The 20,985-nt window shown below is 52.5% G+C and carries 19 protein-coding genes; 9 read left to right on the top strand and 10 right to left on the bottom strand.

The annotated features are described in order from the left end of the window. Window positions 1-223 precede the first annotated feature (223 nt). From FHT67_RS14115 to FHT67_RS14125, 3 genes are all read right to left on the bottom strand, one after another. Complete coding sequence (locus FHT67_RS14115; protein ID WP_167199125.1) at window positions 224-4,075, bottom strand: CARDB domain-containing protein; 3,852 nt, start codon at window positions 4,073-4,075, stop codon at window positions 224-226. A 342-nt stretch (window positions 4,076-4,417) separates the two neighbouring features. Next, window positions 4,418-5,194: a glutamate racemase gene (gene murI, locus FHT67_RS14120; RefSeq protein ID WP_167199128.1), complete on the bottom strand. Its 777-nt coding sequence runs from the start codon at window positions 5,192-5,194 to the stop codon at window positions 4,418-4,420. 91 nt (window positions 5,195-5,285) lie between these two features. After that, the gene (locus tag FHT67_RS14125; protein ID WP_167199130.1) at window positions 5,286-6,650 is read right to left on the bottom strand and encodes a TrkH family potassium uptake protein; all 1,365 of its coding nucleotides are present in this window, start codon (window positions 6,648-6,650) and stop codon (window positions 5,286-5,288) included. 200 nt (window positions 6,651-6,850) lie between these two features. Between FHT67_RS14125 and FHT67_RS14130 the strand changes: the two genes are divergently transcribed. From FHT67_RS14130 to FHT67_RS14145, 4 genes are all read left to right on the top strand, one after another. Next, window positions 6,851-7,981: a tyrosine-protein phosphatase gene (locus FHT67_RS14130; protein ID WP_167199133.1), complete on the top strand. Its 1,131-nt coding sequence runs from the start codon at window positions 6,851-6,853 to the stop codon at window positions 7,979-7,981. Window positions 7,982-8,087: 106 nt separating this feature from the next. Continuing rightward, window positions 8,088-9,554 (top strand): protein adenylyltransferase SelO, encoded by a 1,467-nt coding sequence (locus tag FHT67_RS14135; RefSeq protein WP_167199136.1) that lies wholly within the window; start codon window positions 8,088-8,090, stop codon window positions 9,552-9,554. A gap of 20 nt (window positions 9,555-9,574) precedes the next feature. After that, window positions 9,575-9,799, top strand: coding sequence for a helix-turn-helix domain-containing protein (locus FHT67_RS14140; RefSeq protein WP_167199139.1), 225 nt, complete (start codon window positions 9,575-9,577; stop codon window positions 9,797-9,799). A 2-nt stretch (window positions 9,800-9,801) separates the two neighbouring features. Then, entirely contained in the window at window positions 9,802-10,128 is a 327-nt protein-coding gene (locus FHT67_RS14145) for a hypothetical protein (RefSeq protein WP_167199142.1), read from the top strand. Window positions 10,129-10,828: 700 nt separating this feature from the next. Here FHT67_RS14145 and FHT67_RS14150 read toward each other — a convergent pair. The 3 genes from FHT67_RS14150 to FHT67_RS14160 form a co-directional block, all read right to left on the bottom strand. Continuing rightward, on the bottom strand, window positions 10,829-11,311 hold the full coding sequence (locus FHT67_RS14150; protein WP_167199145.1) for an SRPBCC family protein: 483 nt from the start codon (window positions 11,309-11,311) through the stop codon (window positions 10,829-10,831). Window positions 11,312-11,386: 75 nt separating this feature from the next. Then, complete coding sequence (locus tag FHT67_RS14155) at window positions 11,387-11,917, bottom strand: chromate transporter (RefSeq protein WP_167199148.1); 531 nt, start codon at window positions 11,915-11,917, stop codon at window positions 11,387-11,389. Window positions 11,918-11,939: 22 nt separating this feature from the next. After that, window positions 11,940-12,572, bottom strand: a complete 633-nt coding sequence (locus tag FHT67_RS14160; RefSeq protein WP_167199150.1) for a chromate transporter — start codon at window positions 12,570-12,572, stop codon at window positions 11,940-11,942. 248 nt (window positions 12,573-12,820) lie between these two features. Between FHT67_RS14160 and FHT67_RS14165 the strand changes: the two genes are divergently transcribed. Beyond that, on the top strand, window positions 12,821-14,014 hold the full coding sequence (locus FHT67_RS14165) for an ROK family transcriptional regulator (RefSeq protein WP_132313558.1): 1,194 nt from the start codon (window positions 12,821-12,823) through the stop codon (window positions 14,012-14,014). A gap of 82 nt (window positions 14,015-14,096) precedes the next feature. After that, window positions 14,097-15,578: a YncE family protein gene (locus FHT67_RS30360; RefSeq protein WP_279591567.1), complete on the top strand. Its 1,482-nt coding sequence runs from the start codon at window positions 14,097-14,099 to the stop codon at window positions 15,576-15,578. 57 nt (window positions 15,579-15,635) lie between these two features. On the opposite strand, the gene FHT67_RS14175 is transcribed toward FHT67_RS30360, so the two are convergent. Genes FHT67_RS14175 through FHT67_RS14185 form a run of 3 tightly spaced genes read right to left on the bottom strand, consistent with a single transcriptional unit; the run spans window position 15,636 to window position 18,316 of the window. Further along, window positions 15,636-16,625 (bottom strand): ABC transporter ATP-binding protein, encoded by a 990-nt coding sequence (locus FHT67_RS14175; RefSeq protein ID WP_132313562.1) that lies wholly within the window; start codon window positions 16,623-16,625, stop codon window positions 15,636-15,638. Between the two features lie 22 nt (window positions 16,626-16,647). After that, on the bottom strand, window positions 16,648-17,466 hold the full coding sequence (locus FHT67_RS14180) for an ABC transporter permease (protein ID WP_167199157.1): 819 nt from the start codon (window positions 17,464-17,466) through the stop codon (window positions 16,648-16,650). Between the two features lie 10 nt (window positions 17,467-17,476). Continuing rightward, window positions 17,477-18,316 carry an ABC transporter permease gene (locus FHT67_RS14185; RefSeq protein ID WP_208403289.1) on the bottom strand — a complete coding sequence of 280 codons (840 nt, stop codon included), beginning with the start codon at window positions 18,314-18,316 and terminating at the stop codon, window positions 17,477-17,479. Window positions 18,317-18,422: 106 nt separating this feature from the next. On the opposite strand from FHT67_RS14185, the gene FHT67_RS14190 reads away from it, so the two are divergent. From FHT67_RS14190 to FHT67_RS14200, 3 genes are all read left to right on the top strand, one after another. Beyond that, a complete protein-coding gene (locus FHT67_RS14190) occupies window positions 18,423-18,887 on the top strand; it encodes a hypothetical protein (RefSeq protein ID WP_167199163.1) in 465 nt (154 codons plus the stop codon). A 6-nt stretch (window positions 18,888-18,893) separates the two neighbouring features. Then, window positions 18,894-19,424, top strand: a complete 531-nt coding sequence (locus FHT67_RS14195; RefSeq protein WP_167199166.1) for an NUDIX hydrolase — start codon at window positions 18,894-18,896, stop codon at window positions 19,422-19,424. 123 nt (window positions 19,425-19,547) lie between these two features. After that, the gene (locus FHT67_RS14200; RefSeq protein ID WP_132313572.1) at window positions 19,548-20,114 is read left to right on the top strand and encodes a glutathione peroxidase; all 567 of its coding nucleotides are present in this window, start codon (window positions 19,548-19,550) and stop codon (window positions 20,112-20,114) included. Between the two features lie 62 nt (window positions 20,115-20,176). Here the strand turns inward: FHT67_RS14200 and FHT67_RS14205 are convergent, their stop codons facing one another. Then, complete coding sequence (locus FHT67_RS14205; protein ID WP_167199169.1) at window positions 20,177-20,890, bottom strand: glycoside hydrolase family 25 protein; 714 nt, start codon at window positions 20,888-20,890, stop codon at window positions 20,177-20,179. Window positions 20,891-20,985 lie beyond the last annotated feature (95 nt).

Below are 20,985 nucleotides of genomic sequence, written 5' to 3' on the forward strand. Positions count from 1 at the left end.
TGCGATATCGTTAAGGCGAGTGAAATGCGGCTGTAGTGTGGTCTAAACGATGTGGCACATCGTTAAGCTCGCCGGAGAGGTCCGGCATTTGCCGAAAATAGGCCAAACCGGGCGCCTTAACGCTGTGCGGCATCGTTAAGGCGTCTTACGGATCGCCCGCGGCGATCAGCGGAAAAGAAAGGCCCGCCCAGTCATCGGTGACTGGGCGGGCCTTCGTTATGTCTTACCAGTTGTTCCCCGACACGCGGGTAACAGTGAAGTTCGGGCTTTGCGCTTCGCCGTAGATGGCGGAGATGCCCGGATTGTTGACCTTCACGTTGGTGAAGCTTGCTCCGCCGTAAGCAGGGCCTTGGCCTTGCTCGGCGCGCACGACAAGCTTGATTCCGTAGCGGGACGGGTTGTTAATGTTAACGTTCTCGACTCGGATATTTTGCATCACCATATTGTTTGGCGACATGGACTGGAACATGAGGCCGAAGTAAACCGGATTGTTGATGTCCACGTTCTTGATCAGGATGTTCTTGATTGCCCGGTCGCCGCCGTAGATCCAGATAGCGCCAAAGTTTTGGTAATCGTTAATTTTGTCGTCGGCGCCAACGCTGGTCCAGAAGTCGCCGCCTGTACGATCCAGCGTTGCACCGTCGATGACGGTATCCTGATCGCCGAAGCCAAGCGTGTTGTAACCGAAGCTGTAGCTGCTGATGGTGATGCCCGGATACGTCAGCGTATCCGCGCCGTACAGGTTCTGGAACAGGTTATCCGAACCTCCGTATACGGCGAAAGCAGCCGCGCGGCGCACGTTAGTCGCCGTCAGGTTCGTATATTTGTTGCCCACGTTGTAAGAGCCGCCGGAATCCGTGGCGCTGAACAAAGCGAAGGAATCGTCGCCAGTGCCGCGTGCATAGTTGTTGTCGATTACGTTGTACGAGGAGCCGTTCGTCATGTTGATGCCGTCTGCAAAGGTGTTCTTGATCCGGTTGTTCTTGAACGTGTTGTACGAGGAGTTAACCCCCCAGTAGAGGCAGACAAAATGCTCGACCCAAATGTTCTGAACCGTTACGTTCTGCATGCCGTTGCCATCGATGAATTTGCCCGGGCCATCCACCCGGTTAATGTAGTTGCCCCATGCCGACAGGTCGCGGATCGTGGAACCGTTAGCCGCGGCGCTGATATTGAAGCCAACATCCGTATTGGACTGGCTTTGAGGAGCAACCAGCTTCGTGTACCAAGGACCGGCGCCTACGATTTCCGTTGCGCGGCCATAGAGGAAGATCTTGCTGTTGATCGTCCATTCGCCGGCAGGGATGTAAATGCCTTTCTTCGTATTATCCTGTCTGAACTCGGTCAGCGCCTGATCAATCGACTTGGACGCCGATACGGCCACGTATTTGGTTGGATCCGGGTTCGCTTGAGGCGGCGCGACATTCTCGGTTTCGAGCAGATCGACATAGATCCAGGATACGTCTCCGGCATCCTTCTGAATCTTGATTTTGGTTCCGGCCGGATATACTTGATCCAGCATCAGCTGCGCGTCCTCATAGAGCCAGTAAGCGGTTAAGCCTGCGCCAGGCGCATTGTCGTAGCCAAGACGGCCAAGCGTGCTAGGCGTCGCGTACAGGTAAGAGAACTTGGAGGAAACGTTAAATTTGCCTTTGCTAACGCCGTTCGCGTAAACGCTGACCGTACCGTTGGTATTCTCGGCAACCGCGTTGCGGAGAACGAAAGCGTTCGCCGGGGAAGTCAGCGTAAATTCCACGTATTCTCCCGCGGCGTCCAGATAGACGGATGAACGGCCGGATGCTTCGCCGGCATAATCGCCAGGCTTGAAGTTAGGAGCCAGCTTTGTGCCGTTTGTCGTATTGGAGGAAGATTCCGCTTCAATGATGGTGAACGGCATGTTTGCCCCGCGGCCGGAGTACAAGCTTACCGTATTGCTGTTATTGGTTTGCTTGGTGCTCACTTCGCTGCCGTCGGCGGCTACCGTCGAGGTTACCGAATAGCTGCCGTTAACGGCAGTCCAAGTGCCTATCGTTACGTTAACGGATTGGCCTGCCGCAAGGGATCCGGAATACGAGCCGTTCCAGGTCTGAACGGTTGCGCCGGATGCGTTCTTCAATACCACCGTAACCGGATGAGCGCCGGCCGCGGAAGCGATATTCCCTTGGTTCTTCAGGTTTGTCGTAAAAGTAACCGTGTTGCCCGCGCTTGGATTGCTTGGGTTCCAGGTCGTCGATACGATCAGGTCCGAGCTTTGCACGGCGGCCACGGTGATGCCTGCCGTGTTGCTGTAGCTGTTGTTGTTATTGTTTTGCTCGATAACGGTATTGCTTTCATCCACCTTCGCGCTTACCGGATAATTGCCGGCATTTCTTGCTCCGGCATTAACCGATACCGTAGCTGTCGCATTGGCAGCCAAGGCAGCTACGGGAGCCGTGCCAACAAGCTCGCTGCCCAGGTAGAAGTTCACCGAGGAGGCAGGGGAGCTGGCGTTGCCGATATTTTTCACCGTTGCGTTAAGGGTAAGGGCATCCGTCTCAACCGGATTGGACGGCGTCCAGGTCATGCCCGTAACAGTCAGATCCGGGTTTGGAGCAGGCGTGCCGTATATCTCGAATTCCGCTACCTGGCCGCCAGGCGCGCCGGAGTTCGCCGTAATGTTCAGCTGAACCTTGCTTACGGTAGCGGTAACCGGAATGGTAACCGTGTTGCCGGAGGAAGGGTTAAACGTATAGGACTGTGCGGATACGAGATTGCTGAAGGTCGTAGTGCTTTGGTTAGCGCCCAATACTTGAATCGTTTGGGTACGCGTGCTCCATTCGGTGGCCGGATTCAGCTTCACCACGACGGAAGTAATGTCATGATTGGCGCCTAGATCAACGGTCAGCTGGCTTGGATTGCCGCCGCCTTCCCAGTAAGTAGACGTGCTGCCGTCATTGCCGTTAGCCGCTACATACGTAAAGGTTGAAGAAGAAGCTGTAATGGTCTTGCCTAAAGCTACGTTCCCGCTGGTTGGGGGTGTAGGAGTCGGTGTTGGTGTAGGCGTAGGTGTAGGTGTAGGAGTCGGCGTTGGTGTAGGCGTTGGAGTTGGAGTCGGCGTAGGAGTAGGAGTAGGAGTTGGAGTTGGAGTTGGAGTTGGTGTCGCCGAAGCTGCCAAGGAAATCTGATCCAGATTAACATTGCCGGAATCGGTAGAATCGTATTTGTAGGCGATCGTGTTGCTGCCCGCGTTAAGGGTCAGCGTCTCGGTTTTGGTTCCCCAAGTATCCCAGTTCGCCAGGCTGTTCAGCGTGGTTTGACGGATCTTGGTACCGTTGACGTAAATGCTTAATGTGCGCGCGGAGCCTTGGGCATTAGCGTATTTGAGCGTGACATCGTAGCTGCCTGCGGAAGCTGCGTTTACCGCGAAGGCTGTTGAGGCGCCTTGCGTCCAGTAGCCGTCAACAAAGCCCGTTCCGGAGTAGCCGGCGTGGTCCGTGTTCACTTTGGCACCGCCGGACAGCGCTGCGCTCTCGGCTTGATAAGTGCCCGATGGCGGAGGAGTTACGGCTGCTCCGTAAATCTCGAATTCGGAGAGTTGCCCGGCCTGCCAGCCTGTATTGGCCGTCATATTCAGGCGAACGTAACGGGTGCTTGCGGCCGAGAAGTTGATGGTTACCGAGTTGTTGCTGACGGAAGGATTAAATACATAACTGGCGGAGCCAACAAGGTCGGTGAATGTCGATCCGTTCGTGCTGCCTTGCACGGACAGCGTCTGAGTACGCGTGCCCCATCCGGCGGGAAGCTTCAGAACGACTTGATCAATGCTGGTGCTTGCGCCAAGATCGACTTGGATCCATTGCGGAAAAGCATTGTTCGTGCTCTCCCAATATGTAGCCTGGTTCCCGTCGGCTACATTGCCTGCAACGTAAACATCCGCGTAGCCGCTTGCCGTTACGGTTTTGCCTATGGCAAGGTTGGAGCCGCCCGCCGCCGATGAGGCAGAAGGGTAGAGCGTCAGCTGCGATAACAAAATGGCCAGAGCAAGAAAGAGCATCATAAACGGATTGCGGCTTAGCCTTTTACTTATGGCGAACATAAAAAACCTCCTAGTATTAAGAATGGTCAATCATTAATGCGCTTACATTTTAGAGCGTAGCTACATTCAACCACCTCCTAAAAGAGTTCGTCATACGCGAACTTTCTTGCTTCGCAAGCATCCTTCCGAAAGAATAAAAAACCAATACCTAACGGGTTGCGCGGTATTGGCGTTCTCGAATCTTGTCGTCATGAGGTTGTGGTCGGAGAGCAGTCTTATGAGCATAGCATAATCCGTTTGCCTGTCAGGCTGAAGATGCATTCCTACGATGAACATGTGCGATCTTATGGATCGGTGGGGGCGCAACAAAAAAACCGGCACCGCATCAGAGCGGTACCGGTTCTATAGATCCTGTTCTTTCAAAAAGGCCAGCGCAGAGCGCATCTTCTCGATATAAGCGGGTTCTCCGCCGGTACACATGAATCGTACTTGGCCGCTTCCGCGCCCCGTGCCGATTCCGTAACGGCTGAGCATCGCGGTTAGACGCCGGATCGTTCCCAGATTGCCGTTTACAATCTGAATATGCGGAGGCAGAACATCCCGGAGAATAGACGTATAGAACGGGAAATGCGTGCAGCCCAGCACCAATATCCCGTATTCGTTCAAGTCGTAGGGCGCCAGCTTGGCGAGAAAATAATCCTTCAGCACTTCTTTATCGAATTGCAGCGTTTCGCAATATTGCACCAGCTCGGGCATCGGAAGGGAATCTACGATTCCTTCTTCGTCCACGCGGGAGACCAGCGCATAATATTTCGGCATCCGAAGGGTGAGAGGAGTCGCCCATACGAGAACCTTTTTCCCCGTTGCCCGGTTCATCTCCACGGCAGGCTTCACGGCAGGCTCCATCCCGATAACGGGAAAAGAATACCGTTCCCGCAGCTCGTTGATCGCGATGCTCGTCGCCGTATTGCAGGCTACGACCAGCGCATCGATCCCCTCCGCAACCATCTGCTCAACCGTCTGAAGCACGAAGTCGCGAACTTCCTCCTCCGACTTTGTCCCGTAAGGAACATGCTTCGTGTCCGCCATATATAAATAATTCTCGGCAGGAAGACGCTTCAGCGCTTCCGCCAGTACCGTTAGTCCTCCGAGTCCGGAGTCGAAAATACCGATCGTCATAATTGTAACGTTCCTATCCCATATGATTACACCCAGCATAACGCGGTCCGGGAAATAGGGCAAGACTGCGATCGGATTTTTTTAATGGCAGCTAGCCGGTCATCACTCTTTCTACCGGATAGCGGTACTTCGAGTTTGTCTGCTGGCCGCCAATAATATAGAGGAAGGACGTCAGACCGATTCTTCCGATAAACATGAGCAGCATGAGAATGCATTTGGCGAAGATGCTCAAATCAGGCGTTATGCCGGTGGACAAACCTACCGTTCCGAAGGCGGAGCACACCTCCAGAATGATCGCGGCCAGCTGATGCTGCTTGTCGGAGAAGCTGATGGCAACAACGGACAGCGAACACATCACAATCGCCATCATCGAGATGGCGAGGGATTTTAGAATATCGTCCATATGTAGCTCGCGCTTGAATACTTTGTAGTCCCGCCTCCCTCTGGCGAAGTGGAAAATGAACAGCATGTTGAGGGCGAAGGTGGTTGTCCGGATCCCTCCGCCTACCGAGTTGGGAGAACCTCCTATAAACATATAGACGCACATCAGCAGAAGAGTGGGCAGGGTCAGATGGGTAATATCCATCGTCGTAAGGCCGGCGCTTCGCGTCGTAGCCGCCTGGAAGAAGGCGTAGAAGAAGCTTTCGTGCCAGGTTAGGCCCTTGAAATAATGCTGCGACTCGAACAGCAGGATACAGACCGTGCCAATCGCGAGCAAAGCGAAATAGGTAAAGGTGGTAAGCTTCGTAAATAGCGAGAAGCGGAAAGGATGATTCAGATCCAGCCTTTTGCGGGAGAAGAAGGCCTTCAGCTCGATTAAAACCGGGAATCCGATCGCGCCGAAAATAATGAGCAGGATCGTCACCAGCTGGACGAAATAGTCGTCCTTGAACGGAATGAGCGATTGGCCGGTAATATCCATTCCGGCATTGGTCGTTGCGCTGACGGAGGCGAACAGTCCCTGCAAGAAGGCTTCCTGCCAGGTAGGGAAGTATCGGAGGAAGCGTACTCCGAAGATGACAGCGCCAATCAGCTCGGTCAGAAGGGTGATCCGCAATATTTCTTGTACGAGATGGACCAGGCCGGATAAGGCGAATTGATTGTTGTCGACCATAATCAGCCTGCGCTCGCGAAGACCGATTTTGCGTCCGATCAAGAGCCAGAAGAACGTGCTCATCGCCATGATGCCAATCCCCCCGAACTGAAGGACGAGCATGATGACGAAATAACCAAACACGCTGTAGGTTTCCGCTACGTTAAATACGCTCAGGCCGGTATCGCTTACGACGCTGACGGCCGTAAAGACGGTATCGAAGAAGGAGACCTCGACTCCGGGTCTGCGCACGGCAGGCATACTGAATAGAAGAATGGATATAAGCACGGCAAGAATATAGTACCCGGTAATGACTTGGGCAGGCGTACGCCGGGCTACCCATTCCCGAGATTTTTTCAGCATAGCTTCCTCCCATTGTCCCTAAGGCATAGCCATAATATGGTTGGATTCGCATGCAAATATGCGGGCCCTTGCTTTTACAATTTCTTTATCAAATTTTAAAATGGCCATTATAAAGCCCCCCTACAATAGGAACAAGAATACAACTTATATACAACCGGAACACAATGAAAACACAACCACATTGTAGGGGGCAAATCAAAATGAAAGTATCCAAGGTTTACGCAGCAACCGTGCTTGCTGCATCTCTCGCGCTTGGCGCGGTAGCTGCACCGGCAGCAAGCTTCGCGGCACCGGCTGCGGCATCGCAGAAGAACGTGCAAGGCGTATTCACGCAAGCAAGCGTGGAGCGTACGGCTGACGGCAAGCTGAAAATTCACTGGAACTCCAATGCGGACCTAGGCGCCGCAAAAATTCTCTGGAGCACTTCGCCGGACAACATCGCCCAAAACGGCAAGCAGCTGAAGCGCATCAACGCGAGCTATAACGGTTACGTAACAGCGGATCCCAAGCCGGGCTCCCGCTTATATTTCTGCATTAAGACAAGCAGCGGCGCGACCGTTACGGTTGCGGAACGCAAAGTAAACCTGCAAGGCGCATACAACTTCCGCGACCTCGGCGGCTACAAAACAACCGACGGCAAAACCGTAAAATGGGGCAAGCTGTTCCGAGGCGAAGAGCTTGGACATTTGACGGATTCGGATATTGAAATCATTCAGGAAATGGGCATTAAAACAAACGTGGACTACCGTACGGATGCCGAAGTGAAGGCTCTTGCGGATCCGGTAATCCCGGGTATTAAGAATATCCGTACCGATGAAGGCAACGCCGGATCGACAGCCGATCTAATGTCCATGATTGCTTCCGGCCAAATGAAGGACGAAGCAACTGCGGTTGCCATGATGGCCGGCTTCAACAAGCAAATGGTCGATAACCCGAAGTTCTACGTTCAACTGATGGAGCTGCTTAACGACCCTAACAACATCGGTCTCGTTCAGCACTGCACAGCCGGCAAAGACCGTACGGGGCTTGGCTCCGCGATCATTCTTCTGGCGCTTGGCGTAGACGAGAAGACGGTTATGGATGACTATCTCTTGAGCAACGTATACCGTGCGGAAGCAAACAAGAAGGCGATTGAAGCCGTTAAAGCTCAAGTGAAGGATGAGAATGTTGTAGCGGCGATTACGGCAATGATGGGCGTTCAGAAGGAATTCCTGCAGGCCGCCATTGACGAGATGAAAGCGAAATACGGCTCGATCGACAGCTTCCTAGAAAAAGGGCTCGGCATTACGAAACAAGAGCGCGCGAAGCTGAAAGCCATGTACACGGAATAGTAAAGATGAGGATCGCAAGCCTTTTACGGCCGGCGGTCTTTTTTTTATTCATGGCGGAGCGGTAGAAAAGGGTATAATAAGGAAAAACGAGATTGGAGAACAAGAGATGACGGACCATAAAACAACAGCGGGTTGGAACCTCGAGAACAGCTATGCCGATCTGCCCGACTTATTATATACCAAGCAAAATCCTGTTCCCGTGCGCGCTCCCGGATTAATCAAGTTAAATGAGCCGCTGGCAGCGGAGCTGGGGCTTAACGCCGATGCGCTGCGCGCAAGCGAAGGCATTCAAGTATTTGCGGGCAATCAGATTCCCGAAGGCGCGCAGCCTCTTGCGCAGGCTTACGCCGGACACCAATTCGCTTATTTCAACCGGCTTGGCGACGGCCGCGCCGTGCTGCTTGGCGAGCAGATTACACCGCAAGGAAAGAGAGTAGATATTCAGCTGAAAGGCTCCGGAAGGACGCCTTATTCCCGCGGCGGCGACGGACGCGCGGCGTTAGGTCCGATGCTTCGGGAGTATATCATCAGCGAAGCGATGCATGGTCTTGGCATTCCTACGACCCGCAGTCTTGCGGTTGTGACGACCGGAGAGGAAATCGTACGCGAGAGCCTGCTCCCGGGAGCGATTTTGACCCGGGTTGCCGCAAGCCATATCCGCGTGGGCACCTTCCAGTTTGCCGCGCAGTGGGGGACGCTCGAAGAGCTGCAGGCTTTGGCGGATTACGCGATCATGAGGCATTACCCGGATATGGAGGACGGCGAGAACCGGTACGTCAGCTTCTTTAGGGAAGTGATCAAACGCCAGGCGGCGCTGATTGCGAAGTGGCAGCTGGTTGGTTTCATCCACGGGGTTATGAATACGGACAATATGGCCATTAGCGGGGAGACGATTGATTACGGGCCATGCGCGTTTATGGATGCGTACGATCCGGCTACCGTATTCAGCTCGATTGACCGGGAAGGCCGTTACGCGTTTGGCAATCAGCCGTCTATCGGCGCATGGAACCTCGCCAGACTGGCTGAAGCCTTGCTTCCGTTAATGGACGAGGATGAAGAAGGGGCTATTGAGCTGGCTCAAGACGCGTTGTCGGATTACAGCGAGCTGTTCCAGCAATACTGGCTGCAGGGCATGCGCGCGAAGCTTGGGATCTTTAACGAGGAGCCGGAGGATGAGACGCTCGTCGAAGCCTTTGTGCTGCTGATGCAGCGGAACCAAGCGGATTATACCAATACGTTCCGGGCTTTATCCATGGATAAGCCGGAGAATACCGTGTTGCATGGGACGGCGGAGTTTGCGGATTGGCTGCAGCAATGGCGGGCCAGACTAGGCAGGCAAGCGGAATCCAAGGAGGAAGCTCTCCGGCTGATGCGGAGCAGCAATCCGGCTGTTATTCCTCGCAATCACCGGGTAGAGGAAGCGCTGGAGGCGGCGGAGCAGGGGAATCTGCGCGTATTGGATAATCTGCTTGCGGCGCTTGCGAACCCTTATGCATACTCGGACGAGCAAGAGGCATATGCCGCGCTTCCGGAACAGTCGCCGCTTCCGTACCGAACGTTCTGCGGAACTTAAGGTCATAGGAGAAGAATGCCATGAAATATGAATTGGGCCGCTGTCTGCTGCAGGAATGCTTGGAGGAGCGGGGGATAAGCCGGGAGGCATTAGCCGGGGCTTTGCTATATAAGCCGGAGCGGCTGGTCGACTATATCGAGAATAAGCGGTTAATGCCGTTAAAGACGGCCATCTCTATTGCGGACACGATAGGCTGTTCGGTTAACGAGTTGTATGAGTTATTACCAGCAGAAGGCGGGAGATAGCGATGCCGGATAAAAATATCGCCATTGCCTTGTACCGGCCGCATGCGGGCAAGGATCGGGAGCTTCATGAGATTGTCCGGGAGCATGGACCTGCGCTTAAGCGGGAGGGACTGATTACGGAGCTGCCTCTGCTTCAGCTTCAAGCAGAGGACGGAACCGTCATTGAGATTTTCGAATGGAAATCCGAAGAAGCCAAGAGGCAGGCTCACAGCTCTCCGGTCATTTGGCCGATCTGGGAGCGGATGATGGCTGTCGCGGAGATGACGGGACTTGGATCGCTGAAGGAAGCGGGACAGCCGTTTCCGAATTTCAAGAGGCTCGAGCTGTAGCAGTCAGCGCTTGGTCGGGATTAACGGGCAAAAGCGAGGTAATAGTAGTGCTTATAAGACCCTGAGAGGGTCTTATTTGCTTAGCTTGGGATGGTAATGTGAGTGTTGCGGGCGTGCGGCGTTGGGATAAGACCCTGGCAGGGCCTTATCGGGCGAAAACGAGGTAATATTAGTCATTATAAGACCCTGAGAGGGTCTTATTTGATTAGGTTGGCTGTGAAATGTGAGTGTTGCGAGCGTGCGGCGTTGGGATAAGACCCTGGCAGGGCCTTATCGGGCGAAAGCGAGGTAATATTAGTCATTATAAGACCCTGAGAGGGTCTTATTTGATTAGATTGGTGGGAAGTGTGAGTGTTGCGGACGTGCGGCGTTGGGATAAGACCCTCTGGCAGGGCCTTATCGGGCGAAAACGAGGTAATATTAGTCATTATAAGACCCTGAGAGGGTCTTATTTGCTTAGATTGGCGGGAAGTGTGAGTGTTGCGGGCGTGCGGCGGCCGAGCTTAACGATGCGCCGCGTCGTTAAGGCAACTGGCAGGCGGGGAAACGCAGTGCTTAACGATGCGCGGCATCGTTAAGAAAAGAGAAAAGCCGTCAGAGGGAGTGAATTTGGTTGAATTGGGCGAGCTTAACGATGCGCGGCATCGTTAAGCGAAAATACAAAGCGGGCTGTCCATTTATAGGACAGTCCGCTTATCTTTTATTGCAGCTGCCGCAAGGCCTCCGCGTACTTCGCGTACCAGTGCCGCCAATGCGCTTTGCGGTCCGCAAGGGGTTGCCCGCTGTCCAGCAGCGACCCAATGACGTCGAGGCAGACATGCCAGCCGGCAAGGTCTTTGGGCGTATGCTCCGAAGGCTTGTAGATGCTCTCGATCAACGCGAGCCTGCAGCCGCCGTCCTCCCCGCGGAACTCAAAGCGCACGGCCATATCCTCTCCCCAGGTAAAGGCAAGTACGGCCTGCGGCTCGTAAGCCGTGACGGTCATCGTCTGATAAGTGCCATCGCCCATGCTGAAGCTGAGATGCCCGCCTTCCCGCAGATCCTCCACGCGAAGCTCGGAGAACCACTTGGGGAGCTTTTCGTTATCGGTAAAATAAGACCAGACGTCTTCCTTGGAATGATTCAATCTGCGTTCAAACGTTACGGTATAGCCAGTGCCTTCTTTCGTAATCGAGGCCAGCATAATAACGAAATCCCCCGCTTTCTTAATGGTATCTCAATGCAAGATTACCAGATTGCCGCGGAGGATTCAAAAGGGCTATAGAAAGATGATTCCGGCTGCTCCCGCCGCCGCGATAACGGTTAACGGGTGCAGCTTGTATTTGAACAAAAGCCATAAGCAGCCTACGCAGATCAGCAGCGTAAACCCGGTCATCCAGGTGTAATTGCCCGGCTTGTCGAAGCCCCCGAAATGAAGAGCTGCATAAATAATTAATCCGGTAACGACGGGCCTCAGGCCGTAAAAGAGGGATTTCATCGTCTTGTTTTGCCGAAGCTTGAAGAAGAAGGCGGAGAGCACGATAACGACGAGCAGCGACGGGAGGACAATCCCCACGCAGGCAGCAATCGCGCCGGCTATTCCCGCTGTATCGTAGCCGATTAACGTGACGGCATTGGTGGCGATTGGCCCCGGCGCCATACCGGCAAGGGAAACGGCCTTCTGAAATTCGGCGGTAGTCATCCACCCGTGCGAAATCACCTTGCTCTGTATCATCGGAATAACGGAATAACCTCCGCCAAACGAGATAAATCCAATTTTGAAGAAAGTCAGGAACAGGTCCCAGATCATACGTAACTCTCCCTTACGCTTATCAAATATAATACTCCGGGTACATCAGCTCTTGGCTGCTGGAGGATGGCTTTTCCGTATTGGCTTGTTGACCTGTTTTCTCCTTGACCCGAACCATGCCGATACCAGCCAGAATCCCTGCCGCAACGATATATAGCGGGGTAAGCGGAAGCGCAAGCAGAATGAGAAGCGCGAGGACCAGCATGATTAAAGTTGTTTTGTCAAAAATGGCAGCTTTGGCCATTCGGTACGCGGACATGACGATCAGCGCCACAACCGCGCCGTGAATCCCCTTCAGGGCAGCCACAACCTTGGGATTGTCTTGAAACTTCAAATAAAACAGGCTAAGCGCAATGATAATAATAAAGGTTGGAAGCGTTACGCCAATAACCGCCATAGCCGCTCCCGGTACGCCGGCTTTCCGATACCCGATGAAGGCTGCGGCATTGACGCCAACGCCTCCCGGTGCGGATCCGGCTAGCGATACGACATCAGCAAGTTCTTTCTCGGCAATCCATTGACGCTTATTGACGACCTCGCGTTCAATGACGGGCATCATGGCATAACCGCCGCCAAAGGTGGAAGGACCGATCCGTACGAATACCCAGAATAGCTGTGCCAAAAAATAGAGTCGTTCTTTCCAGTTTGTCTGCATCTAAACTCTCTCCTTTTGACTGTAACATAGCTATTATAGCAACTTAAATTCATTTTGGATTAAAGTTGAGTGAAATTGGTTTATAAAAAATGCTTATACCGATAAAATCGAGTGGATAACCCTCACTACTCTGTTTAGTTTTATTCAAAGTTAAATAAAGTGGACGATACCACTCGGCATAGCCCGCATTCTTGATCTGGGGTATAATTGCAGGTAGCAACGACAATCTACCCGGAAAGGATGAAACGATGAGTCATTCTCTGCGTTCCGTCCCCTCGCATAAACAGCTTATTTACGATTACATCGCTAATCTAGGGCCAATTGCAAAAGCAGAGCTGCTGGAGGCCCATGATATCACCAGCAGCACGATGACCCGTCTATTGGACGATATGGCCAAGGAGGGGTTAATCCTCGTTACCGGATTAGGCCCGTCGAAGGGCGGCAGAAAACCGCTGCTCTACCAGATTAATCCCGATTACGGATATATATTTGGCCTCGAAATTTCCAGGTTCACTTCGACGCTTGGTTTATTCGACATGAATATGAATCAGAAGTCCGTTGTCCGGTGGCGGATGGACGAGACGATGACGCCCGAGCGTCTGGTTGCCCATACGGTCAGCATGATGCATGCCTTTATGAAGGATCATGCCATACCGCAAAGCCGTATTCTGGGGCTGGGGATCGGAGCGGTGGGACCGCTTGACCGCAGCAGCGGGGTTATTATTAATCCTCAATATTTTCCGGCTAAAGGCTGGGAGCAGGTCTCGATCTGCGCGATGTTCGAGGAGGCCGCGGGACTCCCAACCTTGCTTGAGAATGGGGCGAATACGGCTCTGGTCGGAGAGCACTGGTCCATGAGGCAAGAGAACGTGGAGCATGCGTTGTACGTTTCCGCAGGAATCAGCTTGCGTTCGGCCATGATGTCCCATGGGCAAATCGTGTACGGAAAAGTGGACATGGAGGGCTCCATTGGGCAAATGATTATCGATGTGGACGGCCCAAGGCTGGAGGAATCGGGAAACTACGGCTCGCTCGAAACCTTTGCTTCGGTGCAGGCGCTGGAAAGACAGGTGCGGACGAGGCTGAAGGTTGGGGGCGGCTTGTTATTAAATAACGTTGTACCGGAAAAAGTAAATCTGGATACGATTACGGAAGGATTAAACGCCGGCGATCCTTTTATACGGGAGATGTTCCGCCAATCCGCCTCTTATTTCGGAGTAGGGCTGGCGAATCTGATCAATACGTTCCACCCGGAGCTCATTATTCTTGGCGGGGCTCTGATTAGCGCCAATCCGATGTATTATCGGGTAGCGACGGAGGTAGCGGCAAAGAAGACGTATTACGGCGAAGCGTATATCCCGCAATTTTCGATGGGCCGATTAAAGGAAGACGCGGTTGTGACGGGTGCCGCATTAATGGTAAGAAGCCGCATGAAATTATAAGCGAATACCCAAGCCATTCCATACTTACCTACTTATAATAAATAAGCGGTTACGTATGCTTGGGGAGGGGAAGCGAGTGAAAATGTATAGCCGGGGCAAAAAAGAATCCGCACCGCTGCTGATGTACCTGCCTCAGAAGCAGTCGGGCTTTCTAAGCCCCCCTAGTCGCATAGAACAAACAATGAAACCAAAGAAACAACAGAAAAAAGCGGTGAAGCCAAGCGTTCCGAAGACAACGGCGGCAGCAGCCGCTGCTTCTGTAACCGTAACTCCGCAGCAACGGTACAGTCATCCGTTACGGAAGTTACGGAAAAGGAAATTGCAGCCGCTGCCGCAATGGCTGGATATGCTTGACGATGAGACCGGACAAGAGAATGATTACGAAGATTACGAAGAGGAAGAGAGACCCGAAGCTGAACTTATAGAGGCACCGGTTCCTTCGGTTATTCCGCCTTCAGTTGAAGTCCGGGTCTCACAACAGGCCGTAGCGGTTCCAACGCAAGCTCCTGCTCCAGTACCAACCCCAGAACCAACTCCAACAGCAGCTCAAACACCAGTACCAGCCCCAGAACCAACTCCAACAGCAGCTCAAATACCAACTCCAGCACCAACTCAAACGCCGACCCCAATGCCGGCTCCGGCTGCTGCCATAGCTTCGGCAGCAATGAGGGGCAATCGGCTATTTGTCTCCTTACCGGATGAGAGGCAGATTCTGATCATTGACGGGGAGACGGACACCGTCACCGATACGATACCGTTGCCGTCCGCCGCCTCCGTTAAGGGGATTGCTCTTAATCCGGTAACGAACCGGATTTATGCCATTAACAGCAGCAAGCATCAGCTGTTTGTGCTGGACGGAAGCACGAAGGAAGTGGCGGCCGTTGTTCCGGTCAGCCCGTTTCCGTCGCTCGCAGCCGTAAACGCGAGAACCAACCGCGTCTACATTACCAGCTCGCTTCTTAATACCGTGGACGTTCTGGATGGGGAGGCCAACCATCTTATCGATTCCGTTAGCGTAGGCAACATTCCCGCCGGAATCGTTATTAATACCGACACGAACCGGATTTACGTAGCAAACGGCAGCCCGGATCACGATATTTCGGTTATAGACGGGTATACCCATACAAGGCTGTTCCCGGATATTCCGGTCGGGCACGAGCCGGGGCTTGCGGGTATACACGAGGAAGCGAACCTTCTTTATGTGCCCAATTTCTTAAGCGATAGCTTGAGCGTTATTTATGGAGGGACCAATACGGTCTTAAGAACGATAACGGATGGGATCGGCAAAAATCCCTACGCAGCCGGAGTGGATACCTTCGCCAATCTGGTGTACGTCTCGAATTCCGGAAGCGGCAGCGTCTCGGTTATCGATGCTTCCAATCATAGGGTTATTGAGACCATTCCGGTCGGAAGCTGCCCTAAGGCGGTAGCCGTTCATACAAAGACCAACCGGATCTATGTAGCGGTAAGCGACGGGGTTGCCGTCATTGACGGAGAGACCTTTGAGGTGATGAATAAGATTGATACAGCTGGCAGCCCAAGCGGCCTGGCTCTTCATGAATAATAACGAAAGCCGGGGTGCACTCCAAAGGAGTGTACCCCGGCTTTTATCATGCCTGGCTTACGTAATTGCCGTTGTTTTATAAACCTCGCGGATGGCGTCTTCGACATTAGGCTCTTTGACGCTGATATCCTGAATTGGAAGCTTCTGCGAGAGAGCGGCGATAAGCTCCGAGGCGGAGATGCTCTCCTTTTCGAATTGGTACCAGATTTTGAGCCCTTCCTGCTTCATGACCGTGGCGTGCGGAGTCGTGAGATCATCGCAAGGCTCGTGAAGCTCCACAACTAACATGCGATGAGGAGTAAGCTTATGGATAATGGAGTCGATGGGACCGTCCTCTACAAGCTTGCCGTTATTAACGACAATAATTCTGCTGCAGAGCTGCTCCACGTCATCGAGATCATGGGTGGTCAGAATAACGGTAACGCCGCGGTTACGGTTAATCTCCTTAATGAAATTGCGGATCGCATGCTTCGCGTCGGCATCCAGCCCAATCGTAGGCTCGTCGAGGAATAAGACCGACGGCGAATGCAGCATGGCCGCCGCGATATCGCCGCGCATACGCTGTCCTAGCGACAGCTGGCGCACCGGGGTGTTGATGAATTCCTGCAGCTTCAGCACGTCGGTTAATACGGCGAGATTGTCGTCGTAGGCTTTTTGATCAATCTGGTAAATCCGGCGCAGCAGCTCAAACGATTCCCCGAGGCGCAAATCCCAATAGAGCTGCGTACGCTGCCCGAATACGACGCCAAGCTTGCGGACGACGGCTTTTCGGTCGGCTTGCGGGGAGATGCCGCATACCTTGATGGAGCCCGAGGTCGGATGGAGGATGCCGGTCAGCATTTTGATGGTGGTGCTTTTGCCGGCGCCGTTTGGTCCGATATAGCCGACAATCTCGCCAGGCGCGATGGAGAAGCTGATGCCGTTTACGCCGTTGAATTTCGTTTTCTTCGGGAAAAGAAGACTTTTGATCGAGCCGCGCAGCCCGCTTTCTTTTTTCACGATGATGTATTCTTTCACGAGATCCTTAACCTCGATAACGGTTTCCATTCCAGTTCGATCCCCCTATGGCTTAAGAGCCTGCGCTCTCGTAATTTTTCATGCCGAATTTGAAGATGCCGCCCGCAATCAGGAAGCAGATCACGCCCACGAGCGGTGTCCACAGCGCAAAGCTTAGCGGAAGGTCGAGGCCGCCGCTGTCCGCATTCAGAAATTCGGCGGCAGGATAGAAGCTGATGAACCCGATTGGGATGATGAAGGTGAATAACGCCTGCAGGAAATACGGGTACATGCTAAGCGGATACATGGTTGCGCGCTCCAGCATCGTCAGGGCGAAGCCAACCATGGAGCCGTTGCGCTTGGTCCAGAAGGCGATAGTTCCGAGGCTCGTGAACAGCGCGGCACGGATCAGAATACCGCCGATCAGCACGAGAATCAGCTTGCCGATGTTCGCGAGCGTCCAGTCAAAGCCGGCAATTTCGGCCCCATAGAGGAAGATGATTACGCCCGGTATGCAATCGATTAACCCGATAAAATTCACGTAGCTCGCAACCAGCTGGAAGAAAACGTTCATCGGTCGGAGCAGAAGACGGTCGAAGCCGCCGTTAATGACCATATGGTCGATACTCCACGTATTGATGAAGAAGACGACAAAGATGCCGTGGCTGATCAGGCCTAGTCCATAGAGGAAGGTAAGCTGCGGGAAATCCCAGCCGTTAAGCGCCTGGAAGCGGTCGACGATAATCTTGAGCATCCAGATGCCGGAGAAGTATTGAATCGGAATCATGAGGAGCCAGCTGAACAGGAACAGCGGATACTCGAGCTGCCGCTGCACGGCGAGGCGCGCCCAGCAGGAAGCGACGGAAACATAATGCTTGATCGTAGATACCATAAGGACGTTCTCAGCCTCCCTGGATTAACGTTTTTTTCTTCGTGCGCGCCCAGCCGGCTGCCAGGATGAGACACAGAATCGCAACCCACGCCGCCTGCACAGCCATGGAGGTTAAAGCTTCGGACGTGCTTGTGTTGCCGATATAAATGCCGAGCGGAGTCTGGTACGTGTACTGGAAAGGCAGAAATTTCGAGACAGTCTGCACCGATTCCGGAAAAAACCAGAGCGGCACGATGCTGCCGGACAATACGCGGACGATCGCGTCCTTGACGTTCCCCATATTGCCGAGCTCCATCACCCAGAAGGCGATCAGTCCGATAAGCGCGCTGAGCAGCCATAGAATGGCGTAGCTTAACAGGCAGCTTGGAAGGAAGAGCAGGAAGCTACGGAAGGAGGCTGGCCACGGAATACCAAAGAAGACGGAGGCAAATACAACAAGCGGAAGGGCCCTGTTTAACAAGGAACTGAGCATTTCACCGATATCTTCGGCCAAATAGCAGGCAAAAAGAGGGATGGGACGGTAAAAGTCGGTGACAATCTGGCCTTCCCGTATTTTGTAATAGATGGTATTCTGTACATCGCATACGAAAATGGTAGAGATAATGATCGAGAGAATGGTATAGGTCGTAATATCCTGCAGGCTGAGCGATTCTACCGATCCGGAGCCGCCTTTGTAAGCCGTCTGCCATAAGAATACGGAGGCCAGCATCAGAATAAGATTGGTGGCAACGGAAGTGAATACTTCGAACCGGTAAGTCAAGTTAATGAGAAGCTTCATTTTCGTTATATACCAGTAAGCCTGAAGCATATTAGCCCCCTTGAAAGTGACTTCATATGTAAAATATGACAATTGCAATGCTCTTATATTAATCGATTTCATTCAAGTAGGCTATGGATATTTTTAATATAGTTATTTATAAGGTTCGGCCCAAGATTGCGGGGGAGGTGCAACAGGAATGGTTATGATTCTAATCATCCTGATCGTGGCTATTTACTTAACGCTGCTGAACTTTAAGCGGCTTAAAAAGCTGGCCAAAGGGTTGAGATGGCTCTTGTATGCGTTATTGCTTTTCCTCCTATGCGACGGCATTTATTCCTCTGTGAGGCATTTTAGCCCGGATAACGCCGTACATCATCTTATTCCCGGTCTCTGCATGGCTTTGCTGATCGAAGGAGCGCGATATGTCTTTAGAAAAAGGCGTGACCATGAAAAGAACTGGTCCGTGGATGACTATCCGATCGAATACCTTCGCCAGAAGGGAGCGGGCATCCCTTGGGAGGCAAGCATTAAAGACTGGCAGGAGATGAAAGGAGCAGGCGAAGACCGTGAGGAAGCTTACCTGGATCTGGTCAAGAGGTTTAACGCCTTTAAAAACGAGGAAAATCAGCTGCCTGAACCGTTAAGTTTAAAAAGGAGGTAAGGAATAATGCTGAACATAAAAATAACCGACAGTGATTTTATAGGAGGCAGCCCCGAGTATCTGGATACCGTCTCCCGTTATGCCGCAAGGGGAGTGTTATTCAACAGCCGGGGACAGGTTGCGATGATGCATATGGCCGAGCTTGGTCTCTATAAGCTGCCCGGCGGAGGAATGGAGGAAGGGGAGTCGCCGGAGGAGGCCTTTGTCCGGGAAATAAAGGAGGAGACCGGCTGCGATGCGGAAGTGATCCGGAGGCTTGGTTATGTAGAGGAGCATAAGAATCGGAACGGCTTTCTGCAGCATTCGCATTGTTATCTTGCGAAAGCGCGGCATGTTACGGGTACAACGTCACTCACCGCAGCCGAAGAACAGCTCGGAATGTCCGTTCAGTGGCTGTCCGCCGCACAAGCGCTGGATATTATGGGAAATGCAGTAGCGGGCGGCAGAGATAATCACGCCAAGCTTTTTATGCTTATGCGCGACCGGGCTATCCTGAAAGAGGCCGTGGAATTCATGGAGAAAGAGGGCTTTTTATAGGCCTTTTTTCCAATATATACTTTATTGTAATTGCCTATGAAGATTATTGTTTTTATATATTATTCAAATAGGCTTCTTGGTTATATGATGGATTAAATATATAAAAGGGGAGAGGGATTAAAGATGAACAAGTCCATCTATGACTTTCAGGTAAATGAGATAAATGGGGAGCCTATTCATCTGTCTGCTTTTTATGGCAGGGTTCTTCTAATCGTGAACACAGCAAGCCAGTGCGGCTATTCCAAGCAGTTCGAAGGCCTGCAGCAGTTGTACGAAAAATATTGGATGCACGGCTTCGAGATATTGGGCTTCCCGTGCAATCAATTTAACGGCAAAGAACCCGGCAGCCATGCGGAGGTAGAAGAGCATTGCCGGCGCAAGGCCGGGGTAACCTTCTCGCTGTTCGAAAAGGTGGAGCTTCGCGGAGAGACTGTTCATCCGCTCTTTCAATATTTGACGGAGCAGGCGCCTTTCCGGGGCTTTGACCCGAACAATTCCGATGAGCTGTGGATGAAGGATTTTCTCCTGCAGAATCATCCGGACCTGTATGAAGGCGACGGCGTAAAGTGGAACTTCTGCAAGTTCCTCGTGAACCGGGAAGGAAAAGTAATCGCCCGATTCGAGCCAACGACGCAGCCAACCGATTTGGAACTGGCCATCGAGGAGGCATTGTCCTCGGAGCAATCATGAAGCCGTAATTCCAAGAATAATCATTGGCCGATGCTTCTCAAGAAGCTTCGGCTTCTATTTTTTTAGCGATCAAACCTCGCCTTAAATTGTTCTTTGTCTCCGTTAAAAACGTTAATATCGACGTACGCATCAATGCCGGCGGTATGGCCCCGGTTGTTGTATTGCCAAAATAACCAACGGCGGTCATCCCGTAAGCGTGGATGCTTGACGATATCCCTGATCCAGATCTCGTAATCCTCGAAGCTGCCTGCTATATAGGTGTTATAGGTATCGTAGGTTGCATACAGGATGGGCCGTTGTTTATAATGCTCCTCGAGTCGGTTAGCGAGGGTCGTCAATTCCTGCTGAATGCTCGCGACATCCTTATCTAGAGCAATCTCGATATCGATAACAGGCGGGAGGTTAGCGGACTCATTAGGAACCTCTTCGATAAAATGTGCCGCCTGCTCAGCGCCGGTGCTTTGCGTCGTGAAGAAGTGATAAGCGCCGATCCTCATCCCTTGGCTTCTGGCCTGCTCCCAATTAGACTTGAAATTCTCATCCGTCATATCCTTGCCTTCCGTAGCCTTGATATAGACGAACTGCCATTTGCCGCTGCCGGCAACCTTGCCCCAATCCATCTCGCCTTGATAGTGGGACACATCGATCCCTTGTACCTTGTATTTAGAGGCGAACAGGCTGTTATGCCAGATAATGCCTTTGTACTCCAATACTCCGGCAATCATGAGGAGCAGCAGTAAGCATGCGGTGATTTTCTGCCATCTTTTTAGCTTCATAGTCACCTATCCTTTATTCCTGTCTCCATGTCTGGTTCAGCGCTTTCCAGATACATAGACGATAGCTTGTCCCTATTTGTTCCAGCAAAAATTTA

Origin of the sequence: Paenibacillus sp. BK720 (genome assembly GCF_011761545.1) — a bacterium.
GTDB lineage: Bacteria > Bacillota > Bacilli > Paenibacillales > Paenibacillaceae > Pristimantibacillus.

Excerpts from the sequence above, each read along its gene's own strand:
- FHT67_RS14115 (WP_167199125.1), bottom strand. The coding sequence starts at position 4,075 with ATGTTCGCCATAAGTAAAAGGCTAAGCCGCAATCCGTTTATGATGCTC.
- murI (WP_167199128.1), bottom strand. The coding sequence starts at position 5,194 with ATGACGATCGGTATTTTCGACTCCGGACTCGGAGGACTAACGGTACTG.
- FHT67_RS14125 (WP_167199130.1), bottom strand. The coding sequence starts at position 6,650 with ATGCTGAAAAAATCTCGGGAATGGGTAGCCCGGCGTACGCCTGCCCAA.
- FHT67_RS14130 (WP_167199133.1), top strand. The coding sequence starts at position 6,851 with ATGAAAGTATCCAAGGTTTACGCAGCAACCGTGCTTGCTGCATCTCTC.
- FHT67_RS14135 (WP_167199136.1), top strand. The coding sequence starts at position 8,088 with ATGACGGACCATAAAACAACAGCGGGTTGGAACCTCGAGAACAGCTAT.
- FHT67_RS14140 (WP_167199139.1), top strand. The coding sequence starts at position 9,575 with ATGAAATATGAATTGGGCCGCTGTCTGCTGCAGGAATGCTTGGAGGAG.
- FHT67_RS14145 (WP_167199142.1), top strand. The coding sequence starts at position 9,802 with ATGCCGGATAAAAATATCGCCATTGCCTTGTACCGGCCGCATGCGGGC.
- FHT67_RS14150 (WP_167199145.1), bottom strand. The coding sequence starts at position 11,311 with ATGCTGGCCTCGATTACGAAAGAAGGCACTGGCTATACCGTAACGTTT.
- FHT67_RS14155 (WP_167199148.1), bottom strand. The coding sequence starts at position 11,917 with ATGATCTGGGACCTGTTCCTGACTTTCTTCAAAATTGGATTTATCTCG.
- FHT67_RS14160 (WP_167199150.1), bottom strand. The coding sequence starts at position 12,572 with ATGCAGACAAACTGGAAAGAACGACTCTATTTTTTGGCACAGCTATTC.
- FHT67_RS14165 (WP_132313558.1), top strand. The coding sequence starts at position 12,821 with ATGAGTCATTCTCTGCGTTCCGTCCCCTCGCATAAACAGCTTATTTAC.
- FHT67_RS30360 (WP_279591567.1), top strand. The coding sequence starts at position 14,097 with ATGTATAGCCGGGGCAAAAAAGAATCCGCACCGCTGCTGATGTACCTG.
- FHT67_RS14175 (WP_132313562.1), bottom strand. The coding sequence starts at position 16,625 with ATGGAAACCGTTATCGAGGTTAAGGATCTCGTGAAAGAATACATCATC.
- FHT67_RS14180 (WP_167199157.1), bottom strand. The coding sequence starts at position 17,466 with ATGGTATCTACGATCAAGCATTATGTTTCCGTCGCTTCCTGCTGGGCG.
- FHT67_RS14190 (WP_167199163.1), top strand. The coding sequence starts at position 18,423 with ATGGTTATGATTCTAATCATCCTGATCGTGGCTATTTACTTAACGCTG.
- FHT67_RS14195 (WP_167199166.1), top strand. The coding sequence starts at position 18,894 with ATGCTGAACATAAAAATAACCGACAGTGATTTTATAGGAGGCAGCCCC.
- FHT67_RS14200 (WP_132313572.1), top strand. The coding sequence starts at position 19,548 with ATGAACAAGTCCATCTATGACTTTCAGGTAAATGAGATAAATGGGGAG.
- FHT67_RS14205 (WP_167199169.1), bottom strand. The coding sequence starts at position 20,890 with ATGAAGCTAAAAAGATGGCAGAAAATCACCGCATGCTTACTGCTGCTC.